The following is a 20492-nucleotide window of genomic DNA, read 5'->3' on the forward strand; positions in this document are numbered from 1 at the left end:
TGAACCTGATTCTAGCTCTAACACGGAATCTGCTTCAACGGTAGAAGCCGAGGTCGATCCGAAGAAAGCCGCTATTGCTGCTGCCGTTGCACGTGCGAAAGCCCGTAAAGCAGCGCAACAAGCTGATGCTGCTGAACCTGATTCTAGCTCTAACACGGAATCTGCTTCAACGGTAGAAGCCGAGGTCGATCCGAAGAAAGCCGCTATTGCTGCTGCCGTTGCACGTGCGAAAGCCCGTAAAGCAGCGCAACAAGCTGATACAGCAGAACCTGACTCTAGCTCTAACACAGAATCTGCTTCAACGGTAGAAGCCGAAGTCGACCCGAAGAAAGCCGCTATTGCTGCTGCCGTTGCACGTGCGAAAGCCCGTAAAGCGGCACAACAAGCAGAAAAAGAAGCTCAACCGAATAACAAGGATAATTAAGCCGTGGCTTTCAAAATCGCCAGTTCTCCGCATACCCATAATCGTCGCAGTACCAGCAGCATTATGCGTACCGTTATTTTCTGCACCGTTTTCGGTGTAGCTGCACAATGGTTCTTTTTTGGCTGGGGTACGTTAATCCAAGTTCTGTTGGCGTCTTCCGTTGCAGTTGTCACTGAAGCTGTCATTGTTAAATTAAGAAAACGCCCAGTAATGCCTTATCTTCGAGATAATAGTGCATTACTAACCGGTCTTTTATTGGGCTTATCTATTCCACCTTTAGCACCATGGTGGATCACGGTAATTGGGGTGATTTTTGCCATTCTTATCGCCAAACATCTCTATGGCGGCCTAGGGCAAAACCTCTTTAACCCAGCAATGGTGGCCTATGTAGTACTGCTTATTTCTTTTCCAGTACAAATGACAACATGGTTACCACCGGCGTCATTAAGTGCCGAGCCAGTATCATTAATTGATAGTGTATATTCTGTTTTTACAGGGTTCACTCAAGATGGCTTTAGTGTTCATCAGCTACGCATGTCAGTCGATGGCGTAACAATGGCAACACCACTTGATACATTCAAAACATCATTAACCACAGGGCTAACGGCCTCTGAAACATTAGCAAACCCAATCTATGGATCCATTGCAGGTATAGGCTGGGAGTGGGTCAATATTGGTTTCTTGATTGGTGGTTTAATCATGCTGAAAATGCGCATTATCCAATGGCAAATTCCAGCAGGAATGCTAGGTGCGCTATTTGTGATTAGCAGTATTGCCTACGTATTAAATCCTGACGGGACTGCTTCTCCTATCTTCCACCTATTCTCTGGTGCAACCATGTTAGGGGCATTCTTTATTGCGACCGATCCCGTCTCGGCATCAACGACAGTGAAAGGACGCATCATCTTTGGCGCACTCATTGGGCTCCTGGTTTACCTTATTCGAACTTGGGGTGGCTTCCCTGATGGGGTCGCATTTGGGGTCTTACTTGGCAACATGTGTGTACCACTGATTGATTATTACACCCGACCTCGTACTTTCGGTCATTCTTAGGAGCGCTACCATGCTAAATGCAATGAAAAAAAATGGTGGAGTGCTAGCGATATTTGCCTTATTGGCAACAGCATTAGTGTCAGTCACCCACTTACTGACAGAAGATAAAATTCTAGAACAACAGCAAAAAGAGCTGCTAAAAGTTCTTAATCAGGTGATTCCAGCAGCCAATCATGACAATGAGCTGTATAAAAGTTGCACACTCATTACTAACCAGCAATATATCGGTACAGCTGCTCCCATGCCAGCATACATAGCGGAAAAAAATGGGAAACCTACGGGTGTTGCCATAGAAGCCATAGCACCCGATGGTTACAGTGGTGCGATTAAACTGATTGTCGGTTTAGACATGGCGGGTTATGTAACAGGTGTTCGGGTTCTACAACACAATGAAACACCCGGTTTAGGCGATAAAATCGAAACCCGTATTACTGATTGGATCTATGCCTTTACAGGTAAGAAGTTGCAAGGTGAAAAAGATCCTGCATGGGCTGTAAGAAAAGACGGTGGTGAGTTCGATCAGTTTACTGGTGCAACGATCACACCGCGTGCCGTTGTAAAGGCGGTGAAGAATGTTTCACTATACTTTGAACGCTACCAGCAAGAACTACTCAGTCAACCTCTAAACTGTCAGGGTAAATCATGAGTACAAATAAAGAATTAATGAAAAATGGCATGTGGGTCAATAACCCTGCCCTTGTACAACTATTAGGTTTGTGCCCATTATTAGCTGTGTCGGCAACAGTAACCAATGCCCTTGGTTTAGGTTTAGCGACAACAGCGGTTTTAGTGGGTTCTAATTTGATCGTATCTTTGGTACGTCAATGGATCCCATCAGAAGTCCGTATTCCAGTATTTGTAATGATCATTGCAGCCTTAGTAACATGCGTACAATTACTAATGAATGCATACACTTATGGTTTATACCAATCATTAGGAATCTTCATTCCATTGATTGTGACTAACTGTATTATTATTGGTCGTGCCGAAGCATTTGCCTCTAAAAACGACCCAATTCCCGCAGTCTTAGATGGATTATGGATGGGGCTAGGCATGACAGCAGTGCTCGTTGTACTAGGTGCCATGCGTGAGATTTTAGGTAACGGTACACTCTTCGATGGTGCAGATCGTCTACTGGGTGATTGGGCTTCGTCACTGCGTATTGAGGTATTCAGCTTTGACAGCAGCTTCTTGCTTGCCATGCTGCCACCTGGCGCATTCCTAGGTGTCGGCTTCATGATTGCGTTAAAAAATGTGATCGATAAGAAACGTGAAGAGAAAAACGCGTTAACTGCCGAGAAAAAGCCAGAAATCGAACGAGCACGAATTACATCAGCCAATTAGAGCCAATTCGTATTGTTGTTAATCGTACAAAGTAAACCGCAAAACATTTATCACATGATGGGCGACTCAACCGCCCATCACTTCCTCCCTACGTTAGTTAATGTGATAACAAGCCACTTGCGGTGCAGCCAGGAAGCAAGCAATGAACAACCAAAAACGTATCCAAATTCTAGAACGCTTACGAACAGAAAATCCTCAGCCTGAAACAGAGTTAAAGTGGAACTCTCCCTTTGAGCTGCTCATTGCTGTTCTCTTATCAGCTCAAGCGACAGATGTGAGTGTTAACAAGGCGACAGATAAACTCTACCCTATCGCGAATACACCACAAGCCATCTTCGATTTAGGTGTAGAGGGGGTTAAGCAGTATATTAAAACCATTGGGTTATTTAACTCCAAAGCTGAAAACGTCATTAAAACCTGCAAGATTTTACTTGATAAGCACAATGGTGAAATTCCAGAAGATCGTGAAGCGCTAGAAGCACTGCCAGGTGTTGGGCGAAAAACAGCAAATGTAGTGCTAAATACCGCGTTTGGCTGGCCAACAATTGCCGTTGATACCCATATCTTTCGTGTATCGAATCGTACCAAATTTGCCATGGGTAAAAACGTTGACCAAGTAGAAGAAAAACTGCTTAAAGTCGTGCCAACAGAATTCAAAGTAGATGTGCATCATTGGTTAATTCTACACGGACGTTATACCTGCATAGCACGTAAACCTCGCTGTGGCAGCTGTATTATTGAAGACCTCTGTGAATTCAAAGACAAAATATACCCTGACGAATAATCTTAAAACGCACTGGAGTAACACATGGCTAATGGACGTATTCTTCACACAATGCTTCGCGTCGGTGATCTAGACCGCGCAATTAATTTTTATACCAATGTAATGGGCATGGATTTACTTCGTAAGCGTGAAAATGAAGCCTATAAATACACACTTGCTTTCGTCGGATATGGTGATGAATCGCAAGGTGCTGTTATTGAGTTGACCTATAACTGGGGAACAACTGAATATGAAATGGGCGACGCTTTTGGTCACATAGCTATTGGCACTGAAGATATCTATGCAACGTGTGATGCCATTAAAGCTGCTGGCGGCAATGTAACTCGCGAGCCTGGCCCTGTTAAAGGCGGCAACACACATATTGCCTTTGTGACCGACCCTGATGGTTACAAAATCGAACTAATCCAACGCGCATAATTCGATAAAAAGCCCGAGATCATCGGGCTTTTTTGATTTTAGTGTATAGATTATTCAACTTTACTAAAATATTCCGTTACTTCAGCACGGTAATTGCTGTCGCTCTGTGTTGCTTCATTAAACTCTACGGAATAAAAAGGTACTTTCGACTCTTTCACTCTTTCGGCAATGTTATGCTCTAAATTATCAACACTGACAGTACTGAATACTTCATAGGTTATTGCTCGGTTTAAACCTAGCTCTTCTGCTCGCTCTACCGTGATTAACTCTGAAGTCACTTCACTGGTAACTTGCTCTAGCGCTTCAGTCGCGTCACTACCAACCACCGCTTTATCGTCAGCAAAAACGGAAAATGAGCACACCATTAGCAATAAAATAATTTTCTTCATTTCACACCACTCTTTCTTCTTAGTTATATGTTTCAGCGATGATTAACACAATATTCATCACTGGGTCCAACCTAATCATAGTTAATAATCTCAAAAAAGTTATGGTTGTTAATGGGAGTGATTATCATTACCATGTATAGGAATAATCAAGGGAGTCTCTTTTATGCCTTTTAGCTTTCCAAAGTTACCTTATGCTTATGATGCACTTGAACCTTATATCGATAAAAAAACGGTAGAGATCCACTATAGCCGTCATCACAAAACGTACTTTGATAAGTTCGTTGCTGCCATTGCCGGAACAGAGCTTGAAACCCAGCCACTACATACTATCTTTGCCAATGTCTCATCACATTCACCAGCAGTAAGAAACCATGGTGGCGGTTTCTTTAACCACAATCTTTACTGGCAATGTATGTCACCAGCAGGAGGCAGCCAACCTTCAGGCTTACTCGCTGAAGCAATTTACTGCCACTTCGGTAATTTTGAATTATTTAAAGAAGCATTTTCTAATGCAGCAACAAACCACTTTGGTTCCGGATTTATTTGGCTTTCCGTTGTCGAGGGGCGATTAGAGATCTCGGCAACGAGCAATCAAGATAATCCTTTAATGGATATTGCAGACAACCGCGGCGAGCCAATTCTAGCCCTTGATGTATGGGAGCATGCTTATTACATCAGCTATCAAAATAAACGCCCTGATTATATCAATGCTTGGTGGAATGTGGTCGATTGGGAGCAAGTCTCGCAGCACTACTTAGATATATTACAACAGTAATCAGCAGTTTTACTCCACAAGAATGAGTGCTGATTAATATAAATTACCGTTAATATCACGCCCCCTTTACGTCTCAACGTTGGGGTTAAAAAAGGGAAAAACCATGGACGTTTCAAGGTGGGAAACACATACGCTACTAGCAACGGAAGCCGAAAACAGTAACAAACCTATGATGTCTATTATTCATTATCAACTTGCTTTAGCTGAATCTCAGCAGCTTGAACCGATTCATGGTACACGTGATGAGTTAGAAGATCTGCTTACCATTAAGGTAGTTTCATGCCATAACCTTGCCGACTTTTGGCGTAAGAATGGAGACAGTGATTATGAGCTCAAATATCTTCAGCTTGCATCTGAGCAAGTGATGTCGCTGATCCCACAATGCCCAAGAAAAGAATGTGATGCTTTTATTGAAACCATCGGATGTTGCCGTTCAGCATTAATTGAATTTTTAAAGCGCCATCCAAACCCTATTATTGCAAAGCAGCTCTCTCACATCAGTACGAGCAACCAATGTGAATTAATTGCTAAATTTCGACTGCATTAATACCCGTTATGAATAAGCAAGGGGACAAAACGAGGCTACAGGGTAGTAAGAGTGATACAAAGAACAACATTAAGCAAAAATATCACCTCAATAAAAAAGAGTTTCGCGTTATACACACGAAACTCTTTCTACTATCGTCAATAAGCCACCAGCTATAGTGAAATACGTATTAAATAATTGTTCTACCCAACGAGATAACAACACGACGGTTTTTATTACGCCCTATTGGGGTATCGTTATCTGCTATTGGACGACGCTTACCATACGCTTCGACTTGAATACGATTTTTAGGTAGCCCTAGCGACATAAAGTATTCTTCCAATTTCTTTGCTCTGCGTTCAGATAAGCTCTGATTCACATTGGTACCACCTGTAGAATCGCTGTAGGTCGCTAGTAACACCAAATCAATATCATCACTGTAACGCACAAAATCTGTAATTTGAGCTAAACGCCGCTGAGAAGGTTTATTCAATTCATCGCTATCCATATCATAATGCAACACAGTAAAAGCGATATCTTCAAAGCTATATGGAAGCAGGTTATCTAGACAGACGCTAAATTGCTGATATGGCGCTTGAAAAGACACCGCTGAAAGCCCTACTTCAATCATTTTATCTCGATGCTGCCAATCGTTATAACTGAACGTAGGATAACGCCCACTTTCAAGCTCAGATAACATTGCCCACGCCATTTGACCACCGACGTAACCATCGAACTGCTTAAAAAATTGGATCTGCGTTATCGGTTCAGCCGCTTCACCCGGCATCCAACGCGCAGGCATTGACACCAAATTGACATTGCGTGTTTCACCCATAGGGCGGCGCATTTTAAGCTCAAAATCTAAATTGATTTTTTTCCCCGCCTTTGACGTGAATTGAGCCTCTCCATAACTTGGAATAGCATGAATCATACGGCATTCAAGTGGCGTATCGACTGCAACTTTCCAGCTTGATTGTGCTGGTGTCGCCACATATTGTTTAGCAGCCATGACTGACGGACTTAATACTAAACTCGTTAATACCGAAGCATTTAAACAAACAATTTTAAAAAATGTATTCATGCTTTTCCAAATCTAACAACAGGGCTTTTGCGCTACTTCCTATTGTATCGAATTTAATTCAAAAATCTTTAGTCGATCACCGTCAGATTATGAACATTTGTAACCAGAAGGTTTAGCTAGACTTCTGAATCTGACATAATGCCAGCCTATTTTTTATCGACAGCAGTGTTATGAGCGAACAAAACGAACTAAATACATTAAAAAGTCGCTTCCGCGGCTACTTCCCCGTAGTCATTGACGTTGAGACTGCCGGCTTTAATTCTAAAACTGATGCCCTACTTGAAATCTGTGCCGTTACATTACAAATGGATGAAGATGGTTGGTTAAAACCAGCGTCAACCATTCACTTTCATGTAGCACCCTTTGAAGGCGCAGTTTTACATAAAGAAGCATTAGAATTTAATGGCATTCGTGACCCGTTCAGCCCATTACGTGGCGCTGTGTCTGAAGAAACGGCATTAAAAGAAATCTATAAGCAAATACGTAAAGAACAAAAAGCCGCTGATTGCTCACGTGCGATCATGGTTGCGCACAATGCTAACTTCGACCATAGCTTTGTAATGGAAGCATCAGAACGTGCCCGTCTAAAACGCAATCCTTTCCACCCTTTTGCCACTTTCGACACTGCCGCATTAAGCGGTTTAGCATTCGGTCAAACTGTTTTAGCGAAAGCCTGTAAGACGGCTGGCGTCGCATTTGATAACAAAGAAGCACACTCTGCCCTATACGATACAGAGCGTACAGCAGAACTATTTTGTGAGATTGTTAACAAATGGAAAAAATTAGGCGGATGGCCGCTTTTTGAATCTCAAACAGAAGAAAACGAAAAGTCTCAAAATTAAAACACCCAAAACTCATCAGACCTCCTATGAGCCCAGCACTGCTGGGCTTTTAGATCTATAATTCCAAACGATCGTTTTATTTAAAACAAACGTTTAAAACGCAATTTAATCGAATACTGCTCAATTGCCCATCAATATTAAAAACAGTGATTTACATCGGGTTAACATTTAAAACTTTCCTCTTTATACTCCATAACTGTGTTTCATATTGTTTTAGGTTATGTCCATGAGAGACTAATCGCGCAAGCATAATCACTTTGCATCATATGGATATGACGCATCTATACCTAGATGGCATCCTTTCCTTTCAGCGCGCTTAACATGGCTCTATTTATCTGAACATTGTTGAAGCTCAATAAAATTGAGTTGTTTTTCCTTCATGGAATGAAGAACAAGAAGCTAAATAAAGAAGCGAATAAAGAGGCAAAATAATAATGTCCAAAAATATAAAATTCAGTGCTATTGCCGTAACAGCCGCTTTCATGTCACTTAATGTAAATGCAGCGGGCTTCCAAGTTAATGAACACTCTGCATCTGGCCTTGGCCGAGCATTCTCAGGTGAAGTTGCAGTAGCAGATAACGCATCTGTTCTTGCACGCAACCCCGCAGCGATGGCCATGTTTGAACGCATGGAGTTTTCAGGTAGTTTATCTCTGATTGACCCTTCCGTTGACATATCTACTGTTGATAGCACTCCAAGCCAAACGTACAATAATGTTGCCCCCTTTGCTGCTGTGCCAGCTGGTTATTTTATTCAACCGATTAACGATCAATTAGCTTGGGGGATTGGGATATTTTCGAATTATGGATTCGCAACCGACTACCCCGCAGATGCAAATTTCGGTGCTTTAGCAGGCATGACCGATCTAATCACCCTAAATATTAATCCCAACATCTCATGGCGAATAAATGAACATTTCAGTGTTGGTGCTGGTGTATCTCTTGTTTATGCCGATGCGGAATTAAACCGTAATTTCGGAAGCCTTGCACCTATATATGACACTGAACCAAGCCAAACACTTATCAATCTTCAGGGTGATACGTGGGAATGGGGGTGGAATATTGGTGCCTTATGGGAATTAGATGAAAATAACCGCTTTGGTTTTAGCTACCGCTCGCAAGTAGATTTAGAGTTCGAAGGTAAATTCACTGATTATCAAGGTAGTGGTGTTGCGGGTGCTTCCCCAACCAACCCGGCCACCGTTGATGGTGTTCTAAAAGTCCCTCTTCCTGCAATTGCTGAAATTGGTGGTTTTCACCAATTATCAAAGCAATGGGCTGTGCACTATGGTGTTCAATGGACTCAATGGAGCAAATTTACCGAACTTAAAGCAACAAGTGATGACTGTATAAATAATACCTGTCTGCTCAAAGAAGAAGATTATGACGATAACTTCCGCTACTCCATCGGTGCAACATATACCCTTAACCCTGAATGGATACTCCGTACAGGCTTCGCGTTTGATGAGCAAGCAGGTAAGGCCACATTAAGCATCCCTGATACTGACCGTTACTGGTATTCAGCTGGCTTTACTTACCTTTATAACAATGACTTATCATTTGATCTCGGTGTCACATACCTTTACGGCAAGAGCGACACATTTAAGGAAGAGTATGTCGATGGCAGAGAGTATGAATTTAGTGGCAAAAACTATGCGTGGCTAGGTGCAGCACAAGTTAACTACAAATTCTAATTCTCGCGATAAGATCTTTAAGGAAAAATTTCATGAATAAAAAATTACTTGCTTTGCTCGTTGCTTCAACGCTTGGCTTAACTGCGTGTGGTGATGATGCCACCACTTCTGGTGACCCAACATTAAATCCAAATATTGGTGAAAGTTTAAAAGCAGAAACAAAAATTAATTTCGACCTTGTTAGTGATCCTTCAAAACCTGTTATCGTTACACCAACTTACCTTGCAATGGACAGTTTTGACGGCACGATAAAAACGGATGGCGATGTCGGTACAGAAGGGTACTCAACGGATATTTCTAACCCTGCCGTTGCACTTGGCAAAACGGATGGCTGGAGCACAAACCAACCAATAATTATTGAGTTTACAGGCAATAACCTTAATGCTGAAACTGCTGAAGATGGTTTTTATCTTCTAGAAACGGGTGACCCAAGTTCATCGGATTATGCCAATACCTCCCCTACACCATTAACGGTTGCTAATGGTGATTTCATAGTTAGTGCATCAGGTAAAACACTGACAATTATCTTCTTAAAACCTCTCAAGCCCGCTAGCCAGTACCAGTTTGCTGTTACATCTGATCTTAAGGATGAAAAAGGTAACCCAGTAGGAATGAGCAGCACTTATGCTGTATTAAAATCAACTACCCCAACACCAGATATGGCACTAGAGCCTGCACAAAAAGTTGCCCATTTAAGTGAAGCAACTTTTGCTGCAGCTGGAATAGATAAAGATAAAATCATCTTCTCTAACTGGTTTACAACTGCATCAGCTGGTGATGTGATGTATGCAGCAAAAGCGGCCTCAGCTCTAGCATTGCAAAAAGGAGCAGATAAAGTCTGGACAGGCACAGCAATTAGTACGGACGTGTCTTCTGAAGATCTCTCAAAGCTACTTACCATGACAACCCCTATTAAAGATACTGCTGCTTCAGATAATAATAAAGACGTATACAAAGGTAATGTCTACCTGCCTTACTATCTAGAAACAGATGCTGCAAAGTTTGCTTCAACACCTTGGCAGAGCGGCATGCCTAGCCTTGCCAGTATCCAGTATGTACTTGAAAATGGCCCAGATGCTGACAAAGCCATTGTGATGGCTAAGCTAACTGAACTTGAAATCACGCTTGAAGATCTCGAAAAAATTGCAACAAACCCAGAGATTCAGCTGAGAATCCTACCACTGTTAACAGGTCAAGATATCATCCTGTCCGATGGCAAGCCTTTAGATGAAGAGCGCCTGATTACTCGTTATAGTCCGGTGCCCAAACTTAAATCGGTTCAACAAGTAGAATATACACTTATCACACCGCCAGATGGCTCAGCTTGTCAGGCTGTGGGCGCTAACCAAGTGACTATTTTCCAACACGGAATAACCGCCGACAAAGATACATTGCAAACCAGTAATCTTCCCGATGAAATTATTAGTAATTCATGTAACGCCATCTTCGCAATCGACCTACCGCTACATGGCACTCGAGGCATCTCACTTCCAGATGGAAGCACAGTTAATGCTTCAACAGATCCAAGCATCTTTCTGAACTTACTATATCTTCCTGTTGGTCGGGATAATATTCGTCAGAGCATTACAGATCAAATCAACCTGCGCGTAGCTATCGGTCTTCAGTTTGCAAGGATTGCAGCTGAGATAGAAGCCGGTGTTATCGATCCAACCAGTGAACTCAACTGGCTTAGCCCAACCAAAGGCGTTAATTTTGTTGGTCACTCTCTAGGGGCAATTACAGGTATTGATTTGGCCTATGTTGCCAATCGTACGGTCAATGAAGAAACAGACCCGTTGCTCTTTAATATCAATAAGTTTGCGCTCGCAAACCCAGGAGCTGGTATTCCCTATTTACTTCTTGAGTCAGGCTCATTTGGTAACTTTGTCAAAGGTACTTTACTTTCGGCAAGCAGTGATGAATTTGCGGCGGTATGTAGTAACTCAGGCTTGATACAAATGGCAACTTGTTATGGACTATACGAACGATCGCTAGTGAATAGTGGTAGTAATGAGTCACTCAGCCAACTCGAATCTATTTATAGCTTATACAGCGAATTTGCATATGCTTCTCAAACTATCTTGGATACAGTCGACCCACTCAATCACGCGCCACTTATTAGTGAACAAACGCCTGTTTATATGTCGATGACTATTGATGACAGTACTATCCCCAATTATCTGACACCAAGAGCAACGGTTGAGGGGACTGATATCATGAAACCCTACTCAGCATTTGCAGGTACTTTAAACCTTGTATCAGAAGCACAGCTGGGATTAACTCCAACAATAGATAATGTTACAGGAGACAAACCACTGAAAACGGCAGCCTTCTTCACTGTAGGAAGTCACACTAGTTTCATGCAAGAAACGTCACTTCCCCCAGGCAAACCTGCGACCCTTGAAATGCAAGAGCATGTAGCTAGCCTGATTAATGGCGATGGTACCACCCTTACAGTTAACAACAACGGTGGTATTCTAACAACGACACCATAAATTCGCTTCTTAAAACTAAAAAGGCTAGTCCATGTGGCTAGCCTTCTTTTTATCTATTTACGCATCATCAAAACATTAACGAATTATTCAGCGTTTACACCAGTACGATTACAAATCGTCGGTGTGCTCTGATAAGTATGCCGCGACACCTGCTGGTGATGCATCCATACCCTCTTTACCTTTTTCCCACTGTGCTGGGCACACTTCGCCATGTTCTTCATGGAATTGAAGTGCATCAACCATGCGTAGCATTTCATCAATATTACGACCCAGCGGTAAGTCATTCACCACTTGGTGGCGAACCATACCTTCTTTATCGATCAAGAATGAACCACGGAACGCAACGCCAGCTTCAGGATGTTCAACATCATAAGCTTTGCAAATTTCATGCTTGGTATCTGCAATTAGTGGGTACTGTACTTCGCCAATGCCGCCATCTTCTACTAGTGTGTTACGCCATGCGTTGTGCGAGAACTGAGAATCGATAGATACGCCAATAACCTCGACACCTTTACTTTGGAAATCAGCATAACGCTTATCAAAGGCAATCAATTCTGATGGACATACAAACGTAAAATCTAGTGGGTAGAAGAAAATAACGGCGGCTTTACCTTTGATATTTTCAAGCAAGTTGTAACTATCAACAATTTCACCATTACCAAGCACTGCGGCTGCAGTAAAATCAGGTGCCAGACGACCTACTAATACACTCATGGTTAACTCCATTAACTTTTAACGTTGAAATCGACAGTAACGTTATGTTCTGTCTACCAATACAGTAAATCTCAGTATAGCGTCGTGAAGATGACAAGACTAAGACACTTGGCACAATGCCAATAAAATTCCGTACGAGTATCAACTTTTACTCGACATGTGAGAAAATTCCAGCAAACTGATTGTTTTTGAGTAGAACAGCTCAAAATATAATAAAAAAATGAGAAAAATAATTAAGTGCATCACATAATTAATAATTCTCTGCTTTTCACCTATGACATAACACAACGATGGATCTTAGTTTTATGAACCCTGTAGTAATTTCGGTATGCGTCATGCTTTTACTCGCGCTCATGCGGGTTAATGTAGTAGTTGCGCTTACCTTTAGTGCCATAATCGGCGGCTTAATTGGTGGTATGCCATTAACCGAAGCAGTATCTGCATTTGAAGGCGGCCTAGGTGGCGGTGCAACGACGGCATTAAGCTACGCAATGCTTGGTACTTTTGCTGTCGCTATTTCCCGCTCTGGTATTACTGATGTATTGGCTCAAAAAGTCATCAAACGCATTAGTGGACATGAGAATGCAGCAGCAGCAACTGGCGTTAAATATAGCGTTCTTATCATTTTAGTTTTACTGGCTATCTCTTCTCAGAACGTTATTCCGGTGCATATCGCGTTTATTCCGATTGTTATTCCACCGCTACTGCATGTTTTTGCTAAGTTAAAATTAGACCGTCGTTTAATTGCATGTGTACTAACGTTTGGTTTAGTAACACCTTATATGGTTCTACCTGTTGGCTTTGGCGGCATCTTCCTTAACAACATTTTGTTGAAGAACCTGCATGATAACGGGCTAGATGTAACCGCAAGCCAAGTACCCGTGGCGATGCTTTTACCTGCTGCTGGGATGATTTTCGGCCTACTTTTGGCAACATTTGTCACTTACCGCAAGCCGCGCGAGTATTCTGAAGAAAAAATTCTAGCTAACGAGCCCGAACACAAAGAAATTAACCTGCGCCATGTCTATATTGCGGTCGTCGCTATTTTTGCAGCACTAGGTGCTCAACTATATAGCGGATCGATGATTATTGGTGGTCTTGCTGGTTTCATGGTGTTCACATTTGGTGGTGTGATTAAGTGGAAGGAAACGCATGATGTGTTCACTAAAGGTGTACACATGATGGCAATGATCGGCTTTATCATGATTGCAGCTGCCGGGTTTGCTTCAGTAATGAAAGCAACAGGTGGTGTTGAAACACTGGTTAGTTCTCTTGCTACTGTTATTGGTGATAACAAACCACTAGCGGCATTATTGATGCTGGTTGTTGGCCTGTTTGTGACGATGGGCATTGGTTCTTCGTTCTCAACTATCCCTATTCTTGCCACGATTTATGTTCCTTTGTGCCTAACCTTTGGTTTCTCACCAATGGCGACAATCGCGCTTGTTGGTACAGCGGCTGCGTTGGGTGATGCGGGCTCACCGGCATCTGATTCAACGTTAGGGCCAACAGCGGGTTTGAATGCTGATGGTCAGCATGAACACGTTTGGGAAACAGTGGTTCCAACGTTCCTACACTACAACCTGCCACTTATCGCATTTGGTTGGTTAGCATCAATGGTTCTATAGCCTTTGGTTAAATAACATAGGCAAACATAACATCTGAATCCGTCCTTTAAGGGGCGGATTTTTTTTACCTGTCGATTGTTAACCTTTGCCTAGCCTATATCCCAACAAATTCTCGCGGATACGAACATCTTGAGGTAACTTGGTTATATATCTACTGACAAAATCACAGGACGCATATGAGTGATTACCAACCGATTCAATGCCAACGGTACGACTTTATCGAGATTGCTTGTATGCGACGTTATCTGCTTTCTATCGAACTCAATGATCAGACAACTTTGGTCGGCACGGCGATTGACACCAAAACCCAAGCAGATAAAACAGAATGGTTAATCATAGAGCAAGATGGACAATCGCAATCAATACGCTTAGATACCATTATTGCTATTACCCCACTCACTGCGAATGCTGAATTCGGGCGGGAATTAATTGCAGGTAGCTAAACAGCCAGATACAACAAAGCCCCAACCTGCGGGGCTTTGTATACATAACCCCACCTAAAAGAAGGGGGGAATATATTAGCGCTTACTCAGCAGCAGCTTCGCCATCACGACGTACAGCAGCTTCTTTGATTAGCGGCTGAAGTTCACCTTTCTGGAACATTTCCAGAACGATATCACAACCACCAATTAGCTCACCTTCGATCCACAATTGTGGGAAAGTTGGCCATTGTGCGTAAACAGGTAGTTCTGCACGGATGTCTGGGTTTTGAAGAATATCGACGTAAGCAAACTTCTCACCACATGACATTAGCGCTTGTGACGTTTGAGATGAAAAACCACAGCTTGGTAGTTTTGGAGAGCCTTTCATGTACAGCAGAATTGGGTTTTCTGAAATCTGCTGCTTAATCTTATCGATGGTTTCCATAGCTTCCTCTTACAACAATTTGCTTATATAGGGTCTTATAACAGTCACATTCTACTTTGTCACGGACTGGAAAAAAACGCCTATTATCTGTAAGGATATATTACATGACGATTATTAGCGTTTAGGGCTTTTAATAAAGTAAAAACTTGCTAAAATAAAACTCGTCAGTTTAGAAAAATAATGCAGGCTCGTTTGAAGTCTGCCGGAAGCAATGTCGAGGGCTTGACCCTCTCAAATATACCAAATGGAGAATTGAGCAATGGCATTTGAATTACCAGCTCTACCGTACGCAATCAACGCTCTTGAGCCACATATCTCTCAAGAAACGCTAGAATACCACCACGGTAAGCACCACAACACTTACGTTGTTAAGCTAAACGGCCTTGTTGAAGGTACTGATCTAGCAGAGAAATCTCTTGAAGAAATTATCAAGACTTCAACTGGTGGTGTATTTAACAACGCAGCTCAGATCTGGAACCACACGTTCTACTGGCACAGCCTAAGCCCTAACGCTGGCGGCGAACCAACGGGTGAAGTAGCAGACGCTATCGCTAAAGCATTCGGTTCTTTCGAAGAATTCAAAGCGAAATTCACTGATTCAGCAATCAACAACTTCGGTTCTTCTTGGACTTGGCTTGTTAAGAACGCTGACGGCTCTCTAGCAATCGTAAACACATCTAATGCTGGTACTCCAATCACAGAAGAAGGTGTTACTCCTCTTCTTACGGTTGATCTATGGGAACACGCTTACTACATCGATTTCCGTAACGTTCGTCCTGATTACATGGCTGCTTTCTGGTCACTAGTAAACTGGGAATTCGTAGCGAAGAACCTAGCGGCATAATATCGCTTCATTGCGGATCAATTATTGCCAACAGAGCCTGCTTAATTGCAGGCTTTTTTATAGCTGTCTTTTTATCTCTTAATAATAAGGGGAGTTTTACTATCAAGTCCAACAATACTTTTGGCCTGATTTATAACCTCACCTGTATGCTTAATTACCAATCTATTCATATTCAGTTCATGTAAGCTTCAGAAAAATAAAAACTTACATTCCGGCATATTTTTTAACCTTTGCCTGACATTCCCCACCGTCATAGCACGTAAAAAAAAGCTCTTATTAAAAATAAAATATTCAAAGAGCCCGACAAATGAATAAAAAAAGCATTTCGAACATACTGCTTGTGAGCTCATTAATGTCACCCATATCTGCTGCAATTGCCAATGAACAAGCCCCTGTTCCTGTCACTATTGAAACCATTTCAACGCGATCTTTTGAAGACATTATTCAAGAAGTGGGAAAGATTAATGCTATTGATTCTGCCGCGCTTACTTTCAGTGCCGGAGAAAAAATCACCGCCATTCACTTTAAAGATGGTGATACAGTGAAAAAAGGCGACCTAATTGCAGAACTAGATAGCACCAAGGCCAAAGCCGATTTCGATAAAGCCAAAAGCTCTTTAGGGTTAGCAAAAACCAAACTTGCTCGTATTCAAAACTTGCTCGCCAAACAGCCTGATGCTTTATCTCCACAAGATGTGGATGAAATGAAAGAAGAAGTGAATCTAGCAAAAGCTGATTTTAGCCAGAAAAAAGCAGCATTAGGTGATTATCAAATCATTGCACCATTTAATGGTCAGCTTTCTAGCTTTACCCAGTCTATCGGCAGCCATATCGCGGCATCGGCTACACTGGTCAGCATCTATAACCTCAACCCTGTTGAAGTGAAATACGCCATAAGCCAAAACGATCTAGGTAAAGCCGCTAAAGGACAAACGGTAACAGTTACGGTGGAAGCGTTTAAAGAAGCGACCTTTGAAGGTGTGGTTGATTATGTCGCACCTGCTGTCGATGTCAGCTCTGGGCGTGTAGAAATTCATGCCCGTATTGATAACCCAGATAATCGTCTTGCCCCAGGTATGTTTGCTAACGTAAAACAGCTTTTCCATAAAGGTAACTCACACCTCGTCGTGCCACAAAACTCGGTATTGGCGCAAAACGACGAACGTTATGTCTGGCTTTATAACAATGGTGGCACGACCAGACAGGATGTCACATTGGGGAAAAATACCAATGACGGCTATGTCATTGTGGATACAGGCCTAAAGGAAGGAGATCAGGTTATAACGACTGGTCAACAAAAGCTTGAAATCAACACACCTATCACCGTCATTAACCATAAGCCAGCGGGTAAAAAAAATGCGGTTCCAGCACCGGTGAAGCCGGAAGCAGAACTCACACCAGAACCCGTTGAACCATCTGCAGCAGTGGCACCAATATCGGCTAAATCAACATCGGTTATGGCAAATGAAACACCAACAAACGAGGTGAACTAATGCGCCTACCTGAAATATGCATTCGCCATCCAGTATTTGCCTCAGTACTGAGTATTGCCGTCGTGTTATTGGGGGTGATTTCATTCCAAAAACTGGACATTCAATACTTCCCTGAACATAGCACACCAAAAGCAACGGTAAGTGCCTCAATTACTGGTGCCAGTGCGGAATTTATGTCACGTAATGTGGCAGATAAACTGATTGATGCCGCCACCGGTATCGACAACGTTAAAACCATGAGCACCGATTGCCAAGAAGGCAGCTGTTCGCTAAACATTCTGTTTAACGATGATGTCGATGACATTGAATACACGAACTTAATGAACAAGTTACGTAGTAGTGTTGAGGCAATTAACGACTTTCCACCCAGTATGACGGACAAACCCACTGTCACTGATGACTCATCAGATACAAGTGCTGCCAGTAATATTGTTACCTTCGTGAATACTGGTGGTATCGATCAGCAAAAAATGTACGATTACATTAGCCAGCAGCTGGTTCCTCAATTTCAGCAAATACAAGGTGTGGGTGGTGTATGGGGTCCTTATGGTGGTTCATCTAAAGCAGTACGTGTGTGGTTGAACCCAGAGCGCATGATGGCACTCAATATAAAAGCAGCAGATGTTGTCGGTACCTTGAGTTCGTATAACGCGACATTTACAGCGGGTACGATTATGGGCGAAGCGCGAGACTTCTCAATTAATCCCGTCAACCAAGTTGAAAACATTGATGATGTAAAAGATCTTGTTATACGTGTCAATAACGGCAATGTTATTCGAGTCAACGATGTCGCCAATGTCGAAATGGGGGAAGAAAGCTTAACGCCAAGCTTGCTGAGTGTTTCTGGCAAGCCTGCTATGTCTTTACAAATTTTACCGCTAAGCAGCGAAAATCCTGTCACTGTGGCTGAAAATGTAAAAGCAGAAATCAACCGCATGCAACAACATCTCCCCGATGGTATGGAGATGACAATGGTGTATAACCAAGCCGATTTTATTAAGGCAGCCATTGACGAAGGTTTCTCTACCCTCGTAGAAGCGATTATTTTAGTGTCTTTGGTTGTTGTCTTATTCATGGGCTCTTTCCGTATAGCATCTGTGCCCATCATTACTATTCCGGTGTGTGTTATTGGTGTTTTTGCCGTCATGGCTGGGCTGGGGTTTAGCATTAACGTTTTAACGATTCTCGCTATTATCTTAGCCATCGGCTTGGTGGTCGATGATGCCATTGTGGTGGTGGAAAACTGCTACCGACATGTAGAAAATGGTGAGACTCCTTTCAACGCTGCGCTTAAAGGCAGCCGAGAAATTATTTTCCCCGTTATCGCCATGACCCTGACTCTGGCTGTGGTCTATTTACCTATCGGCCTCATGTCTGGTTTAACGGCTGACTTGTTCCGCCAGTTCGCATTCACATTGGCAGCTGCCGTTATTATTTCAGGCATCGTCGCATTAACACTGTCACCGATGATGAGTGCCTACTTGATCAAACCTATGGTTAAGCAGCCTAAATGGTTTACCGCTATCGATGGTGTCATAAACCAAATAACAAATCGCTATATCCAAGAGCTGCGTAAGTGGTTTGAGCGCAAGCGCGTTATGTCTGCGATTGCATTAATCTTGGTCGTGTTATCAGGTATGGCTCTATGGACCATGCCTCGCGTATTGCTACCAACCGAAGACACTGGATTTATCGATGTGACATCGGTTGCTCCGACGGGGGTTGGGCGCCAATACCACCTCGATCATAACGCCGAGCTCAATAGCGTAATGGATGGAAATGCTGCCATTGGGGCAAACCTGTCATATATAGAAGGGGCACCCACCAACCATGTATTGCTTAAAACATGGGGAGAGCGAGCAACCAGTGCTGAGGATGTTGTCAAAGAGCTGATCGAAAAAGCCAGAAAAACAGTGTCTGCCTACGATATGTCATTCAGCGTTCGCTCGGCAGATAATTTAAATATTGCCACCAACCTCATTCTAGAATTAACCACACTCGATAGAGATACCGATGCGCTTTCTGATACAGCCAGTAAAGTCGAAAAATTATTGGATGATTACCCAGGGCTCACAAATATCAACAACTCGATGCTAAGGGATCAGCTACGTTTCGATTTATCCATTGATCGTAATGCGATTATTCTTTCAGGCGTGAATTACAGTGATGTGACCAATGCATTATCGACCTTTTTAGGCTCAGTAAAAGCCGCAGACTTACAAGCTGATGACGGGTTCACCTACCCAATCCAAGTACAAGTGAACCGTAAAGCCTTGGGTGATTTTCAAGTGCTGGATAAGCTTTATGTAACATCAGAATCAGGACAAACACTGCCTTTGTCTCAATTTGTTTCGATTAAACAGGCAACAGCAGAATCGAACTTTAAAACTTTTATGGGGCAAGACAACGCAGAAATCACTGCTGATCTGATGCCTGGCTATACCGCGAGTGATATCAAAACCTACATAGACCAACAAGTACCGACATTGTTAAGCGATTCTCAAGGTTATCAATATAACGGGATAGTCAAAGATCTGACCGATTCCCAGACGGGTACCCAAGCACTATTTTTGCTAGCCATTGTCTTTATCTATTTGATATTAGCGGCGCAATTTGAAAGCTTTGTCGACCCTATAATCATCCTGTTGACAGTACCACTGTGTATCGTGGGTGCCTTGCTAACACTGCGGGTCTTCGGCCAAAGCCTGAACATATACTCCCAGATAGGGCTATTAACATTGGTCGGGCTGGTCACTAAACACGGCATACTCTTAGTTGAATTCGCCAATAAGCAACGAAGTAATGGGTTATCCGCTGCTGAGGCTATTTTAAGCAGCGCGCAATCACGCTTACGCCCAATATTAATGACATCATTAACGATGATTTTAGGATCTTTACCACTCGCTCTAGCTTCTGGGTCGGGCTCATTAGGGCGAATTAATATTGGGTTGGTATTAGTTGGCGGATTATTAGCGGGGACATTCTTTTCATTATTCGTCGTACCTGTGGCTTATGTCGGTATGGCGAAGTTAAAGCAAAAAGACATGCTGCATTTGTTTAAAAAAAGTCGTGAACCAAAAGAAATATTAAGAGGCTAAAGGTACATGAAGGCCAGCAATTACA

Annotated in this window: 19 protein-coding genes and 1 pseudogene; 16 read left to right on the forward strand and 4 right to left on the reverse strand. The window is 42.7% G+C overall.

The window, feature by feature from the left end:
• The 6 genes and pseudogenes from C9J47_RS12830 to gloA form a co-directional block, all read left to right on the forward strand.
• Positions 1–424, forward strand: a pseudogene (locus C9J47_RS12830) (electron transport complex subunit RsxC); the annotation flags it as partial.
• A 3-nt stretch (positions 425–427) separates the two neighbouring features.
• Positions 428–1477 (forward strand): electron transport complex subunit RsxD, encoded by a 1050-nt coding sequence (gene rsxD, locus C9J47_RS12835; RefSeq protein ID WP_107253899.1) that lies wholly within the window; start codon positions 428–430, stop codon positions 1475–1477.
• 10 nt (positions 1478–1487) lie between these two features.
• Entirely contained in the window at positions 1488–2123 is a 636-nt protein-coding gene (gene rsxG / locus C9J47_RS12840) for an electron transport complex subunit RsxG (RefSeq protein WP_107253900.1), read from the forward strand.
• Positions 2120–2821: an electron transport complex subunit E gene (locus tag C9J47_RS12845; protein ID WP_107253901.1), complete on the forward strand. Its 702-nt coding sequence runs from the start codon at positions 2120–2122 to the stop codon at positions 2819–2821. The genes rsxG and C9J47_RS12845 overlap by 4 nt, the downstream gene beginning before the upstream one ends.
• A gap of 142 nt (positions 2822–2963) precedes the next feature.
• Positions 2964–3605: an endonuclease III gene (gene nth / locus C9J47_RS12850; RefSeq protein ID WP_107253902.1), complete on the forward strand. Its 642-nt coding sequence runs from the start codon at positions 2964–2966 to the stop codon at positions 3603–3605.
• A 24-nt stretch (positions 3606–3629) separates the two neighbouring features.
• Positions 3630–4022: a lactoylglutathione lyase gene (gene gloA, locus C9J47_RS12855; protein WP_107253903.1), complete on the forward strand. Its 393-nt coding sequence runs from the start codon at positions 3630–3632 to the stop codon at positions 4020–4022.
• Between the two features lie 50 nt (positions 4023–4072).
• Here gloA and C9J47_RS12860 read toward each other — a convergent pair whose 3' ends face one another.
• Positions 4073–4411: a hypothetical protein gene (locus C9J47_RS12860; RefSeq protein WP_107253904.1), complete on the reverse strand. Its 339-nt coding sequence runs from the start codon at positions 4409–4411 to the stop codon at positions 4073–4075.
• Between the two features lie 163 nt (positions 4412–4574).
• Here C9J47_RS12860 and C9J47_RS12865 point away from each other — a divergent pair, with 163 nt between their 5' ends.
• Positions 4575–5186: a superoxide dismutase gene (locus C9J47_RS12865; RefSeq protein WP_107253905.1), complete on the forward strand. Its 612-nt coding sequence runs from the start codon at positions 4575–4577 to the stop codon at positions 5184–5186.
• Positions 5187–5289: 103 nt separating this feature from the next.
• Positions 5290–5733, forward strand: a complete 444-nt coding sequence (locus C9J47_RS12870) for a DUF2753 domain-containing protein (protein WP_107253906.1) — start codon at positions 5290–5292, stop codon at positions 5731–5733.
• Positions 5734–5902: 169 nt separating this feature from the next.
• Here C9J47_RS12870 and motY read toward each other — a convergent pair whose 3' ends face one another.
• Positions 5903–6793 (reverse strand): flagellar protein MotY, encoded by an 891-nt coding sequence (motY, locus tag C9J47_RS12875; RefSeq protein ID WP_107253907.1) that lies wholly within the window; start codon positions 6791–6793, stop codon positions 5903–5905.
• A 170-nt stretch (positions 6794–6963) separates the two neighbouring features.
• Here motY and rnt point away from each other — a divergent pair, with 170 nt between their 5' ends.
• From rnt to C9J47_RS12890, 3 genes are all read left to right on the forward strand, one after another.
• The gene (gene rnt / locus C9J47_RS12880; protein ID WP_107253908.1) at positions 6964–7635 is read left to right on the forward strand and encodes a ribonuclease T; all 672 of its coding nucleotides are present in this window, start codon (positions 6964–6966) and stop codon (positions 7633–7635) included.
• Positions 7636–8069: 434 nt separating this feature from the next.
• Positions 8070–9329 carry an outer membrane protein transport protein gene (locus C9J47_RS12885; protein WP_107253909.1) on the forward strand — a complete coding sequence of 420 codons (1260 nt, stop codon included), beginning with the start codon at positions 8070–8072 and terminating at the stop codon, positions 9327–9329.
• A gap of 32 nt (positions 9330–9361) precedes the next feature.
• Positions 9362–11824 (forward strand): VolA/Pla-1 family phospholipase, encoded by a 2463-nt coding sequence (locus tag C9J47_RS12890; RefSeq protein ID WP_107253910.1) that lies wholly within the window; start codon positions 9362–9364, stop codon positions 11822–11824.
• Positions 11825–11932: 108 nt separating this feature from the next.
• Here C9J47_RS12890 and C9J47_RS12895 read toward each other — a convergent pair whose 3' ends face one another.
• Positions 11933–12538 (reverse strand): peroxiredoxin, encoded by a 606-nt coding sequence (locus tag C9J47_RS12895; RefSeq protein ID WP_107253911.1) that lies wholly within the window; start codon positions 12536–12538, stop codon positions 11933–11935.
• Between the two features lie 305 nt (positions 12539–12843).
• Between C9J47_RS12895 and C9J47_RS12900 the strand changes: the two genes are divergently transcribed.
• Positions 12844–14166 carry a Na+/H+ antiporter family protein gene (locus tag C9J47_RS12900; protein ID WP_107253912.1) on the forward strand — a complete coding sequence of 441 codons (1323 nt, stop codon included), beginning with the start codon at positions 12844–12846 and terminating at the stop codon, positions 14164–14166.
• Between the two features lie 176 nt (positions 14167–14342).
• A complete protein-coding gene (locus C9J47_RS12905; RefSeq protein WP_107253913.1) occupies positions 14343–14609 on the forward strand; it encodes a Rho-binding antiterminator in 267 nt (88 codons plus the stop codon).
• A gap of 82 nt (positions 14610–14691) precedes the next feature.
• Here C9J47_RS12905 and C9J47_RS12910 read toward each other — a convergent pair whose 3' ends face one another.
• Positions 14692–15033 (reverse strand): Grx4 family monothiol glutaredoxin, encoded by a 342-nt coding sequence (locus tag C9J47_RS12910; RefSeq protein WP_006233051.1) that lies wholly within the window; start codon positions 15031–15033, stop codon positions 14692–14694.
• A gap of 259 nt (positions 15034–15292) precedes the next feature.
• Between C9J47_RS12910 and sodB the strand changes: the two genes are divergently transcribed.
• The 3 genes from sodB to C9J47_RS12925 all read left to right on the forward strand — a co-directional run bounded on the left by sodB (position 15293) and on the right by C9J47_RS12925 (position 20467).
• A complete protein-coding gene (gene sodB / locus C9J47_RS12915; protein WP_011219237.1) occupies positions 15293–15877 on the forward strand; it encodes a superoxide dismutase [Fe] in 585 nt (194 codons plus the stop codon).
• 307 nt (positions 15878–16184) lie between these two features.
• Positions 16185–17369 carry an efflux RND transporter periplasmic adaptor subunit gene (locus tag C9J47_RS12920; RefSeq protein ID WP_107253914.1) on the forward strand — a complete coding sequence of 395 codons (1185 nt, stop codon included), beginning with the start codon at positions 16185–16187 and terminating at the stop codon, positions 17367–17369.
• Positions 17369–20467 carry an efflux RND transporter permease subunit gene (locus C9J47_RS12925; RefSeq protein WP_107253915.1) on the forward strand — a complete coding sequence of 1033 codons (3099 nt, stop codon included), beginning with the start codon at positions 17369–17371 and terminating at the stop codon, positions 20465–20467. The genes C9J47_RS12920 and C9J47_RS12925 overlap by 1 nt, the downstream gene beginning before the upstream one ends.
• Positions 20468–20492: the final 25 nt, after the last annotated feature.

It is taken from the genome of Photobacterium indicum (assembly GCF_003026215.1).
GTDB classification, from domain to species: Bacteria; Pseudomonadota; Gammaproteobacteria; order Enterobacterales; family Vibrionaceae; genus Photobacterium; species Photobacterium indicum.